The sequence below is a fragment of the Streptomyces sp. NPDC002817 genome (genome assembly GCF_053592055.1).
The window spans coordinates 95,353-112,917 of record NZ_JBSFUY010000001.1 but is presented as its reverse complement, the minus strand read 5'-3'; the positions used below and the strand labels follow the sequence as shown (position 1 = coordinate 112,917).

At 72.0% G+C, this 17,565-nt stretch carries 14 protein-coding genes and 1 tRNA gene; 4 read left to right on the top strand and 11 right to left on the bottom strand.

The genetic code is table 11. The features are described 5' to 3' along the window. Window positions 1-3: 3 nt before the first annotated feature. From ACWD3I_RS00470 to ACWD3I_RS00460, 3 genes are read left to right on the top strand one after another with little or no spacing between them, the layout of a single operon-like run. Window positions 4-1,296: a M18 family aminopeptidase gene (locus tag ACWD3I_RS00470; RefSeq protein WP_365406710.1), complete on the top strand. Its 1,293-nt coding sequence runs from the start codon at window positions 4-6 to the stop codon at window positions 1,294-1,296. Window positions 1,297-1,338: 42 nt separating this feature from the next. Further along, entirely contained in the window at window positions 1,339-2,079 is a 741-nt protein-coding gene (locus ACWD3I_RS00465; RefSeq protein WP_365406707.1) for a thioesterase II family protein, read from the top strand. Further along, on the top strand, window positions 2,076-3,905 hold the full coding sequence (locus ACWD3I_RS00460) for a non-ribosomal peptide synthetase (protein ID WP_365406704.1): 1,830 nt from the start codon (window positions 2,076-2,078) through the stop codon (window positions 3,903-3,905). The genes ACWD3I_RS00465 and ACWD3I_RS00460 overlap by 4 nt, the downstream gene beginning before the upstream one ends. 9 nt (window positions 3,906-3,914) lie before the next feature. Here the strand turns inward: ACWD3I_RS00460 and ACWD3I_RS00455 are convergent, their stop codons facing one another. Continuing rightward, window positions 3,915-5,369, bottom strand: coding sequence for an MFS transporter (locus ACWD3I_RS00455; protein ID WP_365406700.1), 1,455 nt, complete (start codon window positions 5,367-5,369; stop codon window positions 3,915-3,917). A 215-nt stretch (window positions 5,370-5,584) separates the two neighbouring features. Between ACWD3I_RS00455 and ACWD3I_RS00450 the strand changes: the two genes are divergently transcribed. After that, window positions 5,585-5,659, top strand: a tRNA-Cys gene (locus ACWD3I_RS00450). 104 nt (window positions 5,660-5,763) lie between these two features. Here the strand turns inward: ACWD3I_RS00450 and ACWD3I_RS00445 are convergent. The 10 genes from ACWD3I_RS00445 to ACWD3I_RS00400 all read right to left on the bottom strand — a co-directional run bounded on the left by ACWD3I_RS00445 (window position 5,764) and on the right by ACWD3I_RS00400 (window position 17,538). Continuing rightward, complete coding sequence (locus ACWD3I_RS00445; protein ID WP_365406697.1) at window positions 5,764-6,927, bottom strand: SUKH-4 family immunity protein; 1,164 nt, start codon at window positions 6,925-6,927, stop codon at window positions 5,764-5,766. A gap of 167 nt (window positions 6,928-7,094) precedes the next feature. Beyond that, the gene (locus ACWD3I_RS00440) at window positions 7,095-7,625 is read right to left on the bottom strand and encodes an AAA family ATPase (protein WP_365406694.1); all 531 of its coding nucleotides are present in this window, start codon (window positions 7,623-7,625) and stop codon (window positions 7,095-7,097) included. Then, window positions 7,625-7,747, bottom strand: coding sequence for a hypothetical protein (locus ACWD3I_RS00435; protein ID WP_365406691.1), 123 nt, complete (start codon window positions 7,745-7,747; stop codon window positions 7,625-7,627). The genes ACWD3I_RS00440 and ACWD3I_RS00435 overlap by 1 nt, the downstream gene beginning before the upstream one ends. Then, complete coding sequence (locus ACWD3I_RS00430; protein ID WP_365406688.1) at window positions 7,744-10,053, bottom strand: xanthine dehydrogenase family protein molybdopterin-binding subunit; 2,310 nt, start codon at window positions 10,051-10,053, stop codon at window positions 7,744-7,746. Before ACWD3I_RS00430 ends, ACWD3I_RS00435 begins: the two co-directional genes overlap by 4 nt. After that, entirely contained in the window at window positions 10,050-11,621 is a 1,572-nt protein-coding gene (locus tag ACWD3I_RS00425; protein ID WP_365406685.1) for a 2Fe-2S iron-sulfur cluster-binding protein, read from the bottom strand. The genes ACWD3I_RS00430 and ACWD3I_RS00425 overlap by 4 nt, the downstream gene beginning before the upstream one ends. Then, window positions 11,618-12,511, bottom strand: a complete 894-nt coding sequence (locus ACWD3I_RS00420; RefSeq protein WP_046258932.1) for an FAD binding domain-containing protein — start codon at window positions 12,509-12,511, stop codon at window positions 11,618-11,620. Before ACWD3I_RS00420 ends, ACWD3I_RS00425 begins: the two co-directional genes overlap by 4 nt. 252 nt (window positions 12,512-12,763) lie before the next feature. Then, entirely contained in the window at window positions 12,764-14,383 is a 1,620-nt protein-coding gene (locus tag ACWD3I_RS00415; protein WP_365406682.1) for a beta-N-acetylhexosaminidase, read from the bottom strand. Between the two features lies 1 nt (window position 14,384). Beyond that, window positions 14,385-15,158 carry a carbohydrate ABC transporter permease gene (locus ACWD3I_RS00410; RefSeq protein ID WP_365406715.1) on the bottom strand — a complete coding sequence of 258 codons (774 nt, stop codon included), beginning with the start codon at window positions 15,156-15,158 and terminating at the stop codon, window positions 14,385-14,387. 80 nt (window positions 15,159-15,238) lie between these two features. Then, on the bottom strand, window positions 15,239-16,240 hold the full coding sequence (locus tag ACWD3I_RS00405; protein ID WP_365406679.1) for a carbohydrate ABC transporter permease: 1,002 nt from the start codon (window positions 16,238-16,240) through the stop codon (window positions 15,239-15,241). Then, window positions 16,237-17,538 carry an extracellular solute-binding protein gene (locus ACWD3I_RS00400; protein ID WP_365406676.1) on the bottom strand — a complete coding sequence of 434 codons (1,302 nt, stop codon included), beginning with the start codon at window positions 17,536-17,538 and terminating at the stop codon, window positions 16,237-16,239. Before ACWD3I_RS00400 ends, ACWD3I_RS00405 begins: the two co-directional genes overlap by 4 nt. Window positions 17,539-17,565 lie beyond the last annotated feature (27 nt).

Genomic DNA, 17,565 nt, shown 5'->3' with positions numbered 1-17,565 from the left:
CGCATGACCAAGGCCATCGATCCCCTGCACAACGAGGACCTGCTCGCCTTCCTGGAAGCCGCCTCCTCGCCCTACCACGCGGTGGCGCAGGCCGTGCAGCGCCTGGAGAAGGCCGGCTTCGAAGAGCTGCGGGAGACCGAGGAGTGGACCGGCCACAGCGGTGGCCGGTTCGTCGTACGGGGCGGCGCGCTGCTCGCCTGGTACGTCCCCGAGGGGGCGCCCGCGCACACCCCGTTCCGGATCATCGGCGCGCACACCGACTCCCCCAACCTGCGGGTGAAGCCGACCCCGGACACCGGCTCGGCCGGCTGGCGCCAGGTCGCCGTGGAGATCTACGGCGGGGTCCCGCTGAACACCTGGCTCGACCGCGACCTCGGTGTCTCCGGTCGGCTGACCCTGCGCGACGGCACGGCGAAGCTGGTCAAGATCGACGAACCCCTGCTGCGGGTACCGCAGTTGGCGATCCACCTCGACCGTACGGTGAACGAGGGCCTGTCCCTCGACCGGCAGCGCCAGCTCCAGCCCGTGTGGGCGCTGGGCCGGCCGGAGCCGGGTGCGCTGCTGCGCCGGATCGCGGCCGGCGCCGGGCTCGACCCGGGCGAGGTACTCGGCTGGGACCTGATGCTGCACGATGTGCAGAAGCCCGGACTGCTGGGCGCCGACCGGGAGTTCCTGGTCTCTGCGCGGCTGGACAACCTCGTCTCCGTGCACGCGGGCGCCGCCACGCTGGCCACCGTCGGGCAGTCCTGGCCGGCGGCCGCCGAACGCATCCCGGTCCTCGCCGCGTTCGACCACGAGGAGGTCGGATCCGGCTCCGAGACCGGGGCGCAGGGCCCGCTCCTGGAACGCGTCCTGGGCCGGGTGGTGACCGCGCGGGGCGGGGGCGCCGAGGACTGGGCGCGGGCACTGGCGGGCACGATCTGCGCCTCGGCCGACATGTCGCACGCGGTGCACCCCAACTACAGCGAGCGGCACGACCCGGACAACCATCCGCTGCCCAACGGCGGCCCGGTGATCAAGGTCAACGTCAATCAGCGGTACGCCACCGACGGCACCGGGTTCGCCGCGTTCGCCGCCGCCGCGGACCGGGCCGAGGTGCCCTGGCAGCGGTTCGTGTCCAACAACGCCATGCCGTGCGGTACGTCCATCGGGCCGATCACCGCGGCCCGGCTGGGGGTGACGACGGTGGACGTGGGCGTGCCCGGACTGTCCATGCACTCCTCGCGCGAGCTGTGCGGGGCGGACGACCCCGGGTATCTGACCCGGGCGCTGACGGAGTTCGTCTCGGCAGGCTGAGCCGACCGACAAGAGGGCGGGCAGAAGGTGTCATCGAGGAATGTGACCCTGGCGGGGGCCGACCCCGAGCGGGCCGTACTGCGGGTGCTGATCGTGCCGCACGCCGGGGCGGGCGGGGCGAGCGGGCAGCCGTTCGCCGCGCACGCGCCGGACGACTGGCTGGTGGCGACGGCCCGGCTGCCCGGCCGCGAGTCCCGCGTCCGGGAGGCCGGGCGCGACCTCGACGCCCTCACCGCGGACGTCACCGCCACGATCCGGGACCTGCCGGGTTCGGCGCCCCTGCTCGTGCTCGGCGTGTGCTCGGGCGCCGTGATCGCGCTGGAGGCGCTGCGGCGTTCGGGGTCCGCCGGCGTCTCGGGCCTCGTCGTGGTGTCCCAGTGGGCGGTGAACGAGAAGCCCGACCCCGGCCGCCGTCTGCTGCGCGACGTCGACCCCGGCCGCGACCGTGCCGAAGTCCTGGACATCCTGCGGGACTTCGGCGGCGTACCGGACGCACTCGCCGCGAACGCGGAGATGCTCGGCCTGCTGCTGCCGGCGATCGTGGCGGACATCAGGGCCGTCGAGGACTACGTCTGCGAACCCTTCGACCCCGGCATCCCCCTCCTGACCGTGTTCGGCGACGAGGACGAGCTCTGCTCGGAGGAACGCACCGACGGCTGGTCCCTCTTCGGCCCTCACACCCGCACGGTCTGGCTACCGGGCCGCCACCTGCTGCTGGTGGACGAACCGGAGGCACTGGCCACGGCGGTGGCGGAGAACCTGGATCACTGGGGTCTTGTATGACGAGTTCGACGGACACGAGCGATACGGGTACGGCCCCCGGCGCGGGCGCCGCCCACCGGATCGACGCCCTGCTGCTGGAGCGTCTGGGACGCGATCCCGGCCGGACCGCGCTGGTCTGTGCCGACGGCACGGTGGTGAGTGCCGGGGAGTTGCGGGAGCGGGTGCTGGCGGTGGCGGCCGCGCTGGGGGCCCGGGGACTGGGGCCCGGCGACCGGGTCGCGGTCTATCACGAGCGGTCGGTCGAGTTCGTGGCCGCGGTGCTGGGCGTGGCCTGCGCGGGGGCCGCGCACGCGGCGTTCGACGTGGCCGATCCGCCCGCCCGCACGCTCGGCATGCTGGAGGACTGCGCGCCGCGCGCGGTGCTGACGAGCCGGGCCCTGCGCGACCGCCTTGACGGCTGCGGGGTCCCGATGCTCACGGACGACGAGTACCGCGAGGGTCAGCCGGCACCGGTGAGCGGCTCCCCGGACGATCCCGTCGCGCTGATCTTCACCTCCGGCTCGACCGGCCGCCCCAAGGCGTCCCTGATCAGCCACCGCGCCCTGGTCTCCCGCATGAACGCGCTGCAGACCACGCACCCCATGACCGAGGACGACCGGCTCGTCCACCACACCACGTGCACCTTCGACATGTATCTCGCCGAGATCTACTGGCCGTTGCTCTCCGGCGCCACGCTCGTGCTCTCCGCCCCCGGCGGACAGCGCGACGCCGACCACCTGGCGGCGCTGATCCACGACCACCGCGTCACGACGATGTACTTCGGGGTGTCGCTGCTGGAACTGTTCCTGCTGGCCCGCGACGAGACCGAGCGCTACGACGGTCTGCGCCAGGTCCTGACCGGCGGCGAGCCGCTCCCCGCCGACCTGGTGCACCGCTTCCACGCCCGCTCCACGGCCTCCCTGACCAACCTCTACGGCCCCAGCGAGTGCACGATCCACTGCACCGCCTGGACGTGCCCGCGCGACCCCGCCCTCGACACGGTCCTCATCGGCTCCGCGGTCCCCGACACCGAGCTGTGGGTCCTCGACGACGACGGCCGCCCGGTGCCCGAGGGCGAACCCGGCGAGCTGTACATCGGCGGCGCGGGCCTGGCCCTGGGCTATCTCGACCGGCCCGAACTGACCGCGGAACGCTTCCTCCGGTCGCCCCCCGTGGCACCGGGCCGGCGGCTCTACCGCTCCGGCGACCTCGTACGGGCCCGGCCCGGCGGCGCGTTGGAGTTCCTCGGCCGCGTCGACCGGCAGGTGAAGATCCGCGGTGTCCGGATCGAGCTCGGCGAGATCGAGTCGACGGCCCGGCGCTGCGCGGGGGTGCGTCAGGCGGTCGTGGTGGCGCACGGCACGGGCCTGGAGAAGGCGCTGGCCGCGTTCGTGGTGCCCGAGGTGCCGTCCGCGCCGGCCGCGGAGCTGACGGCGTCGGTCCGCGAGTCCCTGCGCGGCTGGCTTCCGCCCACCATGGTCCCGGCGACGGTCGACCTCCTGGACGCCCTCCCGTTCACACCGAACGGCAAGGTGGACCGCCTGCTGCTGGAGTCCCGGGCGGCCCGCACCACACCGTCGCGCCCGGCGCCCGCGGCGGACGCGGGGGTCGAGGAGCTGGGGGTCGAGGAGCTGGTGGCCGCCGTCTGGTGCGAGGCCCTCGGGCTGGACTCCGTGAAGCCCGATGACGACTTCTTCGACCTGGGCGGCAACTCGTACAAGGTGGTCGAGACCGTCACCCGGCTCAGGGAGCGCCTGGGCGCGGAGATCCCGCTGGCGGCCCTGCTGGAGGAGCCGACCGTACGAGGGTTCGCCGAGGAGATACGGCGGGTCACGGGGCGTGCCTGACGATCGGGCTCAGGGTGTGGTCGGCCGTTCCCTGAGCCGGGTCGTCACCCACGCCCCGACCAGGGCCACCGCCGCCATCGGCAGGAACACCGCGGCGAACGCGGCCGGGTGGGAGCCGGTGGCCTCCGTCGCCGTATGACTCAGCGTGCCACCGCCCAGGGCCGCGAACGCGGCGCCGCCCGTCGCCAGCAGGACGACGTTGGACAGGGCGTCGGAGATCTGCAGGGAGGCGGAGTTGGTGCCCGCCTGGGCCGGGGCGGAGAGCTGGAGCAGCAGCACACTCGTGGAGGCGATCACCAGGCCCATGCCGAAGCAGCCGAGCCCCCAGACCACGGCCAGCGTCCAGACGGGCACCGCGGCGATCAGCACGCTCGGTGCGGCGGCGATCGAGGCGGCGACCAGGACCATGCCCAGCGTCATCAGGCGCTGCCGGTAGGGCTCGACCCGTGGCCGTGACTGCACCCACGAGCCCAGCGCCCAGGTGACGCCGCCCGCGGCGAGGGAGAACCCTGCGAGCGTCGGGGACAGTCCCCGCTGGGTGACCAGCATCAGCGGTACGAAGGACTCGGCGGCGATGAAGGAGCCCGCGGCGACACCGCGCAGCAGCACCACGGAGGGCAGTCCGCGCGCCGCCCGGTAGGTGCCGGGCGGGAGCAGCCCGAGGACGGCAGGCACCAGCAGCGCGGCGCCTGCGCCGCCGGGGACGAGGGAGAGCCAGCGCAGGTCCTGGGCGGCGTACTGGAGGAGTCCGGCGCCTAGCGAGATGGCGAGGGCGAGCCGGATACGGCGGCGGTCGAAACCCCCGGCTCCCGTGCCGTCGACCGGTCCGGCGGCCAGCCGCCGTATCTGCGGCAGGGCAAGGGCGAGCGGGAACACGACCAGCACCGGAATACCCACGAACACCCAGCGCCATCCCAGATGTTCGGTCACCGCGCCCGAGGCGAGCGGCCCGACGATCGACGGCACGATCCAGCCCGCCGCGAAGGCCGCCATGATCGCCGGCCGCAGCCGCTCGGGATAGGCCCGCCCGACGACGACGTAGAGGGCGACGATCACCAGCCCGCCACCCAGGCCCTGCACGGCCCGGCCGAGGATGAAGAGCCACATGGCGCCCGCGGTCCCGGACAGCATCAGCCCCGCGGCGAACGCCCCGATCCCGCCGGTCAACGGCCCGAGCGGCCCTCTTCGGTCGGACCACTGTCCGGCGAGCACCATCCCGAACAGGCTCGTCGTGAAGTACCCGGAGAACGCGAACGCGTAGAGCGAGACCCCGTCCAGCTCCCGCGCCGCGACCGGCATCGCCGTCCCCACGGCGGTCGCCTCGAACGCGATCAGCAGCACCACGGACACGATCCCGATGCTGAGCGCCCGGTACGGCCGGCTCAGCACCCCCTCCTCGACGACAGTGGCCAGGTCGGGGGCGGTGTCCGCGGCATCGGTGCCGCGCGGTTCGAGGGCTGTCATGGTCGCCAGCGTAAGGGCCACGACCCGCCTTGGCTCCTGTCGGGAGGCGGTCCGACACCAGGACGTTGGTCGTACGACCAGCGACGGACTCCCCCATTCATGAACGGCGTGTGGCAGTCCCGTTGCAGCCCCCGCGATTCCCTTGAGCCCCGTCCCGACGCCGCCGTACGGTCGTACCACCGAGTTCGGCACGGAGCACCACGCTCCACCGACCCGGCCGTGTGCCCGAGTGGTTTAGGGACTCGCCTGCAAAGCGAGTTACGTGGGTTCGATTCCCGCCACGGCCTCCACCTGCCTGACCAGGCAGAACTCAAGGGCGGCACCCCGGAAGGGGTGTCGCCCTTCTGGACGGTCCCCATCATTCCGATCCGCCGGTCGGCGAGGTCCCGGCGCTTCAGCCGGCGCAGAGCACCCCGCCCGCCTCGTCCTGGAACGCCTCCGTCCAGTAGTGCCAACCGGCGTCCGTGACGGTGCCGGTCGGGTCCACGGCCGACAGGACCTGGACCATGGTGGCCGCCAGCTGGGCATAGGGCCCCTCGGACAGCCCGTGTTCCGGGTCCTCGTCGATCGCGCGCTCGCGGTGCAGCAGCCAGAGGGTGAAGGCGAGCGTGGAGACGTCGGTGTTGAGCGGGTGGAGCCTGGCCTCGGGCTCGCTCCAGTGCAGGACCGCGCCCGTTCTGCCGTCGAGGACCAGGCTGTTGTCCTCGACGAGATAGCCGAGGCGGATCAAGTGGTCGGCCCCGTCGGGGAGTTCCGCTCCGGGGGCGTCGGCGTGGTGCTCGGCGAGGGTCGGCAGCGGGACGTCCGTGTCCAGCTGGAAGAGCACGGCGTCCTCGGGCAGGCCGGTGTCGCGCAGGAAGCGCCGGGTCGGTTCGTGGGTGAGCGTGGCGGGGAAGTCGACGTCCTCGAAGCGCCAGACGCCGCCCTGCCCGAACTCCTGGTCCAGGAGACGGGCGGGAAGGTCCAGGACCGACCCGGTCGGCGTGCCCGGACCCGCGACGAGGGACAGCGGGCGGATCAGCGCCGCCATCCGCCAGTACGGCGGCACCTCACCGTCCGCACCCTCCTCGAAGACCGCGAGCAGCTGACGCGAGGCCTCCGCCGCCACCTGCGGTCCGAAGCGGCCGGCGTAGGAGGCGAACTGTCCGCGCAGCTCGGCCAGTTCCTCCGCAGCCGTCGCGAAACGCACCAGCTTCTCCAGCGAGGGGGCCAGCGGGCGGCGCTCCATGAGTTCCGGGGTGTCGTACCAGAAGTCGGTCGTGGACACCTCGCCCGTCGCGCCGTCGAGCAGGACCGGTTCCGTCTCCTGCCCCTCGATGTCGAGCAGTCCGCCTATGACCAGCTGATCCCGCAGCTCTTCGGCCAGCCGCCCCTCGGGGTCGCCGGTCGCGTCGGTCACCGTCCGCAGGCCCTCGCGCTCCAGTTCCGTGAAGCTCAACAGGCCGATCTCGGAAGGCAGTCCGGGCCCCGCCAGCCAGCGGCGCGTCGAGGCGTGCGTGACGAAGCGTTCCAGGTCGTCGTCGGTCAGTGTGATCACCGCGGTGGCGGTCGTGCTCATCGTTCCCCCGTGCGTGCAAGTTCGCAGTCCCAGGCAGTCCCGGGGCAGTTCGCAGGCAGTTCCCCGAGCAGGGCAGGACGGGCCGAGCAGTGCAGGTCTCGCCGCCGTTCCCCACTGACAGGAACACTACGCGGCACCACTGACAACGCCCCTTGGCTCAGAAGACGTCAGGCGACCCTCGCGCGTTCCCTCTCCGCCAGAATCGCCTCCACCGTCTCCCCCACCGACAGCTCCGAGGTGTCCAGCCACAGACCGATCCGCGGTGTCCCGGCCCGCAGCACCCGGTCCAGCTCCGTGACCGACCAGTGCGCCCCGTACCCCGTCTTGCCCCGCCCGGCTTCCCGGGCGGCCACGGCCTCGGGGCTCGGCGCCAGGACGACGACGTACAGCGGGCGGGTGCGGATCAGGCGTACGTACGCGGCCAGTTCCTCCCCCAGCACCACGTCCTGCACCACCGCCGTGAACCCGGCCTCGGCGTACGCGTCCGCCGTCGCCGCCGACAGCCGGTACCGCAACCGGAGCTGGGACTCCCCTTCGCCGCCGGCGCCACCGTCGTAGTCCTGGCGCCCGGAGACGATCATCCGCCGGAAGAGGTCCCCTCGGACGTGTGCGGCACGGGGCAGCCGTTCGGCAAGTGCCTGCGCGACCGTCGACTTCCCGGACGCCATCACACCGGTCACGAGGACCACCCCGGGCATCACGTCAGATACACGCCGCCCAGCACGACCACGATCGCCGCCAGCGCGAACACCAGGATCCACACCAGCAGCTTCCCCACACTGGGCGGAGGTTCGTAGCGCTGCGGATCCTGCCGGCTCACTGTGCCGTCACCACCGCGGCCTGCGGCCGGATCGGCAGCCGGTTCACCGGGCGCCCGGTGGCGGCCCGTACGGCGGAGGCGATGGCCGCCGGTGATGTCACCACCGGCACCGCGCTGACCGCTTTCGCGCCGAAGGGGGCGACCACGTCCCGCTCCTCGACCAGCTTCACGATCCGGATGTCCGGCGCGTCGAGGGCCGTCGGCAGCGCGTAGCCCGTGAGGTCGGGGTGGCGGATCAGCCCGCGCGCGGTGCGCAGGTTCTCCGTCAGCGCTATGCCCACGCCCTGGGTGACGCCCGCCTCGATGCGCGCGGCGAGCTGGGCCGGGTTCAGGATCCGTCCCACGTCCTGGGCGACGGCGAGTTCGACGACCCGGACGGAGCCGAGCTCGATGTCGACGTCCACCACCGCGCGGATCGCGCAGAAGGCCATGCCCACGAAGGCGTCGCCCTGGCCGGACTCGTCCAGGGGTTCCGTGGGGTGCGGGCGGCACTGTGCCGTCGCCCACAGCTCCTTGCCGTCCATCGCCTCGGTGACGGTGGTCGACAGGACGCCGTCGTACGAGGTGATCTTGCCGTCGGTGATCTGGAGCAGTTCGGTGGACATCCCGAACTTGTGCGCCAGCGGCTGGAGCAGTTGCGTACGGACCATCTTCGCGGCCCGTTCCACCGCGCCGCCCGAGACCCAGGTGTGGCGGCCCCGGCAGCCCGGGCCCGCCGGGGGCTGGTCGGTGTCCACGGGCGCGACGTGCACCTCGTCGATGCCGAGGGTCTCCTGGACGATCTGGCGGGCCAGCGTCGTGAAGCCCTGGCCGGACTCGACGGCCGCGCACAGGACCGTGGCCACACCGTCGTGGACCTTCACCGTGGCGGTGGAGACCTCGTCGGCGCCCTCGGCGCCGAGCATGTGCACCATGCCGAGGCCGTAGCCCACGCCGCGTCGGATCGCGTCCGGCTCGCCCGCGCCCTCGGGGCCGCCGGGCAGCAGCCACTCGTCCTCGGGGGTGTCCTTGGGCAGCGCGGGCAGCGGGAAGTCCCGAACGGCCTGAAGGAGTTCGGCGACCGGTGCCGGGCAGGTCACCGTCTGGCCGGTCGGGAGCACGTCCCCGGTGGCGAGCGCGTTGCGCAGGCGCAGTTCCGCCGGGTCGACGCCGAGCTTCTTGGCCAGCTTGTCCATCTGCGCCTCGTAGGCGGCGCAGACCTGCATGGCGCCCTCGCCGCGTACATGGCCGGAGGGCGGGTTGTTGGTGCGCACGGCCCAGCCCTCGATGAAGGCGTTCGGGACGACGTACGGGCCGCAGGCGAAGCCCACGGCGGCCGCGAGGGCCTCGGCGGAGGTGTCGGCGTAGGCGCCCGCGTCGAGCAGGATCTGTGCCTCGACCTTCACCAGCCTGCCCTCGGCGTCCGCGTGGTGGCGGTACCTGAGGAGCGTCGGGTGGCGGTGCGCGTGGCCGAGGAAGGACTCCTCGCGCGTGGCGGTGAGTTTGACCGGGCAGCCGGTCCTGAGCGCCAGCAGGCCGAGCGGGAGCTGGACGCCCTGGTCCTCGCGGTCGGCGGTGGCGCCGGGGACACCGGTGACGACGATCTTGACGCGCTCGGGTTCCAGGCCGTAGCAGGCGGCGGCGGTGTCCCGGTCGGTGTGCGGGTCGGTGGAGGCCAGGTACAGCTCGACGCCGCCGTCGGGACGCGGCACGGCGAGGCCGGCCTCGGCACCGATGGGGGCGGGGTCCTGGCGGCCGATGCGGTACTGGCCCTCGACGACGATCTCGCCGTTCACGGACGGGTCGCCGTGGTGCAGCGGGATGTGCCGGATCAGGTTGCCGTCGGCGTGCAGCGGCTCGGCCTCGAAGGCCTGCTCCGGGTCGGTCACCGGGTCGAGCACCTCGTACTCGACGATGACGGCCGCGGCGGCCATCCGCGCGGTGTCGGGGTGGTCGGCGGCGACGGCCGCGATGGGCTCGCCGTGGTGGCGTACGACCTCGGAGGCGAAGACCGGGCGGTCGGCCTTGCCACGGCCGTAGACCGGGCTGCCGGGCACGTCCTCGTGCGTGACGACGGCGCGTACGCCGGGCATCTCGCGCGCGTGGGACGTGTCGATGGACACGATGCGCGCGTGCGCGTGCGGTGAGCGCAGCACGGCCGCCCACAGCAGGCCTTCGGCCCACAGGTCGGCCGCGTACGGGAAGGTGCCCTCGGTCTTGGCACGGGCGTCGGCGGCCGGCAGGGAGACGCCGATGCCGTGCGGGATCGGCTCGGGGGCGGGGGCTGCCTCCGCGGGCGTGGTCGCGGTGGCGGCTTCGTTGCTCACGCCTGGCCTCCGTCCTGTCCGTATGCCTGGTCACGGCGGGGCTCGAAGGCCGACGGGTTGACGCCGCCGGCTCCGGGGCCCGCCTGATGCGGGATACGTGCCTCGTCCGTGTCCGACTCAGATTCCGCCGCGGCGTGCGCCTCGCGTTCCGCGACGACCGCCTGGACGGCGTCCACGACTCCCCGGTAGCCGGAGCAGCGGCACAGGTTGCCGCACAGTGCCTGGCGGGTCTCCAGCTCGGACGGCGCCGGGTTGCCCTCCAGGAGGTCGTGCACGGTCATCGCCATGCCGGGCACGCAGAATCCGCACTGCACCGCGCCGCACTTGGCGAGCGCGCGCTGCACGTCGGAGGGCCGCCCGTCCTCGGCGAGGCCCTCGACGGTACGGACCTCGCTGCCGGCGGCGGTGACGGCGGGCACCAGGCAGGAGGCGACGAGGCGTCCGTCCACCTGGACGTTGCACGCCCCGCACTCGCCCTGCGAGCAGCCGTCCTTGGCGCCCGCGAGGCCGAGGCGCTCGCGCAGCACGTAGAGCAGCGACTCACCGATCCAGGCGTCGGCGACGGGGCGTTCGACGCCGTTGACGCGCAGGACGTAGGAGGCGAGGGGGTGTTCCTCGCCGGAGGACGCGGGGGCGGGCTCGTCCGGGGTGGCGGACTCGTCGGCGGTCTCGGGGTCGGCGGTGTGCTCTTCCGCGGTCCGCGTCGCGGCTTCATCGTCGCCGTCGGCCGGGGTGTGCTCCGCGTGCGGCTCGGCGGCCGCCTCAGCGGTCTCCACGGCCCCTCGGGCGTCTTCGGGCACATCGGCCGCCGCCGCGGCCTCACCGGGGCCTTGAGCGGGCTGTGAGGCGTCGGGGGCGGGGGTGTCCACGGAGGGCTCGGCGGGGGCGGGTGCGGCGCTCGTCTCCACGCGTGCGTGGGCGTCCGGCACGGCGTGGTCCGGAGCGTCGGCGACCGCGTGGCCGCCGGTGTGCCCGACGGTCGGCACGTGCGCGTGCTCGTCGCCCGGCGGCTCGGAGTCCCACGGCTGGCCCGTCGGCGTCGCCCACGGCGCGGACGCGCCGCCGGGCAGTGTGGCCGGCGGTGTGCCGCCCCACTGCTCGACCAGGGACGACGTGGTGAACTCGCCCGATTCGTCCGGAAGGTCGCCACCGGCGACGGGGATCGACCACTGCCCGGTCACATCGTGACCCGGCGCGGGAGCGATCTCCGAAGCCTCCGTGTGCTCCTGGAAGTTCCACTGCCCGGTCGCGCCCGGGTTGTACGCGAACCGGTCGTCCACGCCGCCCTGCGGCACGGCGTTCGGGTCGGGCCACCGGGTGCCGTCGGCGGGCACGGCCCAGGTGCCGGTGGCCGCCGGGTCGGTGCCGTCGGGGGCCACCGTTATCTGCGGCGGCACATAGCCGTGGCCGGGCGCGGCGAGCGGAGTGTCGGAGGCCAGCAGGGCCTCGATGCCGCCTTCGGGAAGCTTCACGAAGGCGGTCGCGCCGTCGTCGTAGTCGCCCTGGGGCAGCGGGTCCCAGCGGCCGCCGCTCTGGGGCGTGGCCTCTCCGTGCCGGTCGTCGGTCACGACAGCGCCCTCCCCAGTGCTCGTCGGGCCAGCGCGGCGACGGTGCGCCGCAGATGCAGTACGCCGGGCGGAAGCTGTGGCACGGAGCCGTCCCCCTCCGGGGCCGGGTCGGGGATGCAGGCCGCGGCGACGTACTCGCCGAAGGCCTGCAGCGCCTCCGGGACGAGCGCGCGGTTGTTGTCCCAGTCGATCAGCCGGCCGACCCACAGCTCGGCGTCCAGGGGCCGCAGCGGCATCGGCGCTATGGCTCCGACGGCGCACCGCACTCCGCGCCGGGCGGGGTCGAGGACGAGCGCGACGGAGGCCATCGCACGTCCGGGGCCGGTGCGGCCGGTGGCCTTGAGGAAGACCTGCGGGGCGTGCAGCAGCGGCACGCGCACGAAGCCGATGAGTTCGCCGGCGCGCAGCATCTCCATGCCGGCCAGCAGGTGCGACACCGGGATCTCCCGGCGGGCTCCGCCCGGGCCCGCGATGATCAGCGTCGCTTCGAGAGCGGCGAGGACCGGGAGCGCGTCACCGGTCGGGGACGCCGTGGCGATGTTGCCGCCCAGGGTGCCCGCGTTGCGGATCTGCGGCGGGCCCGCCGCGCGTGCCGAGGCGGCGAGCGCGGGGATGAGGGCGGCGAAGTCGGGCCGGCCCATCCGCGCGTGGGTGAGTCCGGCGCCGAGCAGGGCGTGCCCGTCCTGGTACTGCCAGCCGCGGATCTCGCTGATGCGGCCGAGGCCCACCAGGGCGGCGGGCCTGAGCTGGCCGGAGTTGACGGCGGCCATGAGGTCGGTGCCGCCCGCGACGGGCACGGCTGCGGGCATGGCGGTGAGAGCCGTCACTGCCTCGTCCAGCGTCGTGGGCAGCGTGACGGCCTGCGCCGCCTGCGGTGCGTGCGTGGTCAAACCGGCTGCCCCTTCCCGCTGCCCCACCTGGTCCCAGCTGGTCCCACCTGTTGCTGCCGTACGGTACGTGCTGACAGGGCGGACGTGGCAACTCTGGCACATCTTCGCCGGGGCCGAAGACAGGGGTCCGCTAGGAGGCATTCGCCCACGTCGTCGGGGAGATGGTCCGTTTTCGCATGGCATCACCGGTGCGTACGGATTGACACTCTTCGGTGATGCTTGCGGGCTTTATCCGTAACCTGTTCGGGAGCCCTACCTGTTCGGTGGCGGCCCTTCGATCGGGCGGCCGAGCACTCCTGGGCGCCGCTGCCAGGGCAGCGGTCCGGCGGGCGGCCGGTAGGAGACGCCCAGGGCGTCAAGTCGCTCGTAGTGCTGGACCATTCGCCGCTCGAAGCCGGCGAAGTCGCGCTCGGCCGGGGCGGGCAGATCGCTCCAGGCGACCTCGGCGAAGGCCGAAAGCCTGGGGAACGCCTGGTAGTCCACGCGCGCCCGGTCCTCCATCACCTCGGTCCACAGGTTGGCCTGCGTGCCGAGGACATGCGCCGCCTCCGCCGAGGTCAGCTCGGGTGGAACGGGTTCGAAGCGATACACGTCCTCCAGCGTGCGGACGTAACCGATGGGGACCGGCTCGTCCGCGCCCTCGTGCTGACGGTGGTCCAAGTACACCTGCTGTTCAGGACACATGACGACGTCGTGGCCCGCGCGCGCGGCCGTGATGCCGCCCTCGTACCCGCGCCACGAGGACACGGCCGCGCCCCGGGCGAGACCGCCCTCCAGGATCTCGTCCCAGCCGATGAGCCGACGGCCGCGCGCGGTGAGCCACTTGTCGAAGTGACCGATGAACCACGACTGCAGCCCGTCCTCGTCGCCGACCCCGAGTTCCTTGATCCGGGCCTGTGCGGTGGGTGAGGCCCGCCACTGGTCCTTGAGGCATTCGTCGCCGCCGACGTGAATGAACTCACTCGGGAACAGTTCCAGGAGTTCCTCGAAGACGCCCTCGTAGAAGCGCAGGGTGTTGTCAGTGGGGGCGAGTACGTTCGGAGAGATACCCCAGGTGTCCCAGACGGAGAGGGAGGTGTCGGTGTTGCCGAGTTCCGGATACGCGGCGAGGGCGGCCTGCGAGTGTCCCGGTACGTCGATTTCGGGGACGACGGTGATATGCCGCTCGGCGGCGTAGGCCACGATCTCCCGGATGTCGTCCTGCGTGTAGTAGCCACCGTGCGGCTTCTCCTCCCACAACGGCGAGGCCCGGTGGCCGAATTTGGTACGCGCCCGCCATGAGCCGACCTCGGTCAGCCGGGGGTACCTCTCGATCTCGATCCGCCAGCCCTGGTCGTCCGTCAAGTGGAAGTGGAAGACGTTGAGTTTGTGGGCGGCCATCAGGTCGAGGTAGCGCAGGACACCGTCCTTGGGCATGAAGTGCCGGGCGACGTCGAGCATGAGGCCGCGCCAGCGGAAGCGGGGGGCGTCCTCGATGATCTGATGCGGGATTCCGCGCGTGATGTCCGGTCGCACGGGGGCCTTGCGGAAGGCTTCGGGGCCGAGGAGCTGACGCAGCGTCTGGGCACCCCAGAAGACACCGGCCGCGTCGCCGCCCCGGATCTCGACGCCCCAGTTGGCGATGACGGAGAGCTTGTACGCCTCCGGCTCCAGGCTGTCGTCGACGCACAGCCGTACCGAGTCACGGGCGTCCTGCGGCCCCGGCCGCAGCGGCAGGCCCAGCGCCGGGCCGAGCGTGGAGCGCAGCCAGCGCTCCGTGGTGCCGGTGCCCGGTCCGGCCCACAGGGTGGTGCCCTCGTCCAGCGGGACACCGCAGCGCATCGGCCCCTCGATGGCGCGGGGCACGGGAATGAGATCCGTCGGAGAAGTCACGTCAGTCCTTTACCGCTCCGCCCAGCCCCGAGACCAGCCGTCGCTGTACGAGTACGAAGAACACCAGCACCGGAACCGTCATCACCGTCGACGCCGCCATCACGCCGCCCCAGTCCGGCTCGTCCGGCTTGTAGAAGACCAGCAGGGCCATCGGCAGCGTCGACTGGGACGTGTCGCTGATGATGAACGACTTGGCGAACAGGAAGTCGTTCCAGGCCGAGATGAAGGAAAACACGCTCGTGGCCACCAACCCGGGGAACACGAGCGGGAAAAGGATCTGCCACAGGAATCGCGACCGGCTCGCCCCGTCGATGTACGCGGCCTCCTCCAGCGCCTCGGGCACCGCTTTCACGAACCCCCGCAGCATCCAGATCGCGAAGGGCAGCGAGAAGGCGATGTGCGGCAGGATCAGCGAACCCAGCGTGTTCAGCTGGCCGAAGTCCCGCATGAGGAAGAAGAGGGGGATGGTGAGTGCCTCCACCGGCACCATCTGCGCCACCAGAAACATGATCAGCAGCGTGGTCCGGAAGCGGAAGCGGAATCGTGTCACCGCGGTCGCCGCGAGAAACGCGATCAGTGCGGAGGCGATCACCACAGTGCACGCCACGACAAGGCTGTTGACGAAATACCGACCGAAATCCTGCTGGCCGAACACGCGCCGGAAGGAATCCAGGGAGGGCGAAAGCGTCCAGGGCCGCGGCTCGGTCGACTCGATCTCCCCGGCCGGTTTGAAGGCGCTCAGCACCATCCAGTAGAGGGGGAAGGCGACCACCATCGCGATCAGCAGCGCGGACGCCTCGGCGGCCAACCGCCACGGACGCCTCACAAAAGGCCGCGCTCCGGCTCGTACAAGATTCACAGTTCCTCCCCCTGCCTGCGGAGCAGCCGCAGATACACCAGCGTCACGGCGAGCAGGATCAGCAGCATCACGATCCCGATCGCCGAGCCGAGGCCGTACTGCGAGGAAGCGAACGCCTGCTGGTAGGCGTAGACGTTCAGGACGAGGTTCTGGCCCGCGATGCCGCCGCCGTTCGTCATGACGTAGATCTGCGTGAAGACCTTGAAGTCCCAGATGACCGACTGGATGGTGACGACCACCAGGATCGGCCGCAGCATCGGTGCCAGCACGGACCGCCAGATCCGCCAGTGCGAGGCACCGTCGAGGGCCGCGGCCTCCAGCACCTCGCCCGGGACGGCGCGGATACCGGCGTAGACCGTGACCATCACGAAGGGGAAGGAGCACCACACCACTTCGAGCAGTACGAGGAAGAAGGCGCTGAAACGCCCGTACGTCCACGAGTAGTCACCGAGGCCCAGGACCCTGTTCACCGGCCCGAAGTCCGCGTCGAACAGAAACAGCCACACCGTCGAGCCCGTGACGGCCGGGGTCGCCCAGGCCCCCAGCCCGGCCAGCATCAACGCCAGCCGCGGCACGGCCCGCACCCGCGTGAGCAGCACGGCGAGGGCACACCCGACACCAAGGGTGGACACGACACAGGCCGCGGCGAAGACGACGGTGGCGAGCAGTACTTGCCAGAACTGGTCGTCGGAGAAGACCTCCGCGTAGTTCCCGAACCCCTCGAAGGTGGTGGGTTCACCACCACTGACCTGGGCCTGGGTGTACTTGAAGAGGGAGATCAGCCCAAGCTGATAGATGGGGTAGACGAGCAGTCCACCAAGAACGACGAGGGCCGGGGCGAGATAGAGCCAGGGAGCCTTTTGCCGCCGGGCCCTCTGACGCCGCCAGGGGCGCGGGGCTGTGTTGAATTTGCGGCTACCGCCGCGTGGGCGCGACGAGCCACGAACGACCCGCACCCGCACCCGTTCCGCAGCCCCCGAGCCGGTAGGCGCACTCATCCGGCGGAGCCGAACGCCTCGTCCATCTTCGCGGCCGCTTCCTCGGACGCCGCGGCCACATCCTTCTTACCGCTGATGACCTCCTGCAACATCGTCGGCAACACCAGCGACGAGTCGATCTGCGACCATCCCGGCGACGCCGGCACGAACTTCGTCCCCGCTCCCAGCGTCTGCGCGAACGGCTTCACATACGGCTTCTCCGCCGCCACCTGCTGCCGCACATCGGTGAACGTCGGCAGAAAGCCCATCGCGTCGAACATCGAGGCCTGCGTCTTCTTCGACGAAAGCTGCTCCATCAGCTCGACGGCCAGCGTCCGATGCGACGTGCTCTTCAGTACGCCGATGTTGTTGCCGCCCGCGAAGGCCGGAGCGATCGAGCCGGACGCGACGCCCGGCAGCGGGACGACCGCGTACTTGCCCTTGACCTTCCCCGCCTCGACCGCCGTGTGGCTGAAGTCGCCGCCGATCGCCATGCCCGCCTTGCCGGCCGCGAACGCGGTGATCGTGTCGTTGCCGCCGAAGCCCGCGCACTTGGCGGCGGGGCAGTTGTCGTCCGAGAACAGGGACGTGTACGCCTCGATGCCCTTCCGGGCCGCCGCGCTGTCGATCGCGGACGTGTACGAGCCCGCCGTGCCGGTGGCGAGTTCGCCGCCGTTGGCCCACACGAACGGCATCGCGCCGTAGGTGTAGGCGCCGCCGACGACCAGACCGTACAACTCGGGCTCGGCGGCACGGATCCTGCGGGCCGTGGAAGCCAGCTCGGCCATCGACTTCGGCACGTCGAGGCCGAGCTTCTTGAAGACGTCCGTGCGGTAGTACAGGGCACGCACGCCGACGTAGAACGGCGCCCCGTACACCTTGCCGTCCACCGTGACCGACTGCTTCGCCGTCGGGTCGGTGTCCTTCGCCTCGCGCCAGGCGCCGAACTCCTCGGTGACGTCGAGGAGTCCGCCGTCCTTCACATAGCCGGCGGTGTCGGTGTTGCCGTACTCCATGACGTCGGGCGCGGACTTCGGGTCGTTGAAGGCGGCCTTGACGCGCTGGGCGCGGGTGTCGATCGGGATGTACTCGACGTCGACCTTCGTGTCCTTGTGAGCCTTCTGGAAGGCGGTCACGACCGAGTCGACGACCTTCTCCTTGGGCTTGTTGCCGACCTCCTGGAAGAGCCAGACGCGCAGGGTGCCGGTCTTCTCGTCCTTGTCGGAGGAGGAGTTGGTGGAGGTCTGCGGGGCGCAGGCGGTGACGACGAGGGCCGTGAGCAGGACGGCCAGGCGGGGGGATCGGGGGGAGCGCTTCATGGAGTGGGGCCTCCGAGCATGCGTTGC

Bases quoted from the DNA above. Each gene is read 5' to 3' on its own strand.
- ACWD3I_RS00470 (WP_365406710.1), top strand. From the start codon at position 4: ATGACCAAGGCCATCGATCCCCTGCACAACGAGGACCTGCTCGCCTTC.
- ACWD3I_RS00460 (WP_365406704.1), top strand. From the start codon at position 2,076: ATGACGAGTTCGACGGACACGAGCGATACGGGTACGGCCCCCGGCGCG.
- ACWD3I_RS00455 (WP_365406700.1), bottom strand. From the start codon at position 5,369: ATGACAGCCCTCGAACCGCGCGGCACCGATGCCGCGGACACCGCCCCC.
- ACWD3I_RS00445 (WP_365406697.1), bottom strand. From the start codon at position 6,927: ATGAGCACGACCGCCACCGCGGTGATCACACTGACCGACGACGACCTG.
- ACWD3I_RS00440 (WP_365406694.1), bottom strand. From the start codon at position 7,625: ATGCCCGGGGTGGTCCTCGTGACCGGTGTGATGGCGTCCGGGAAGTCG.
- ACWD3I_RS00410 (WP_365406715.1), bottom strand. From the start codon at position 15,158: ATGGTGGTCGCCTTCCCCCTCTACTGGATGGTGCTGAGCGCCTTCAAA.
- ACWD3I_RS00405 (WP_365406679.1), bottom strand. From the start codon at position 16,240: ATGAGTGCGCCTACCGGCTCGGGGGCTGCGGAACGGGTGCGGGTGCGG.
- ACWD3I_RS00400 (WP_365406676.1), bottom strand. From the start codon at position 17,538: ATGAAGCGCTCCCCCCGATCCCCCCGCCTGGCCGTCCTGCTCACGGCC.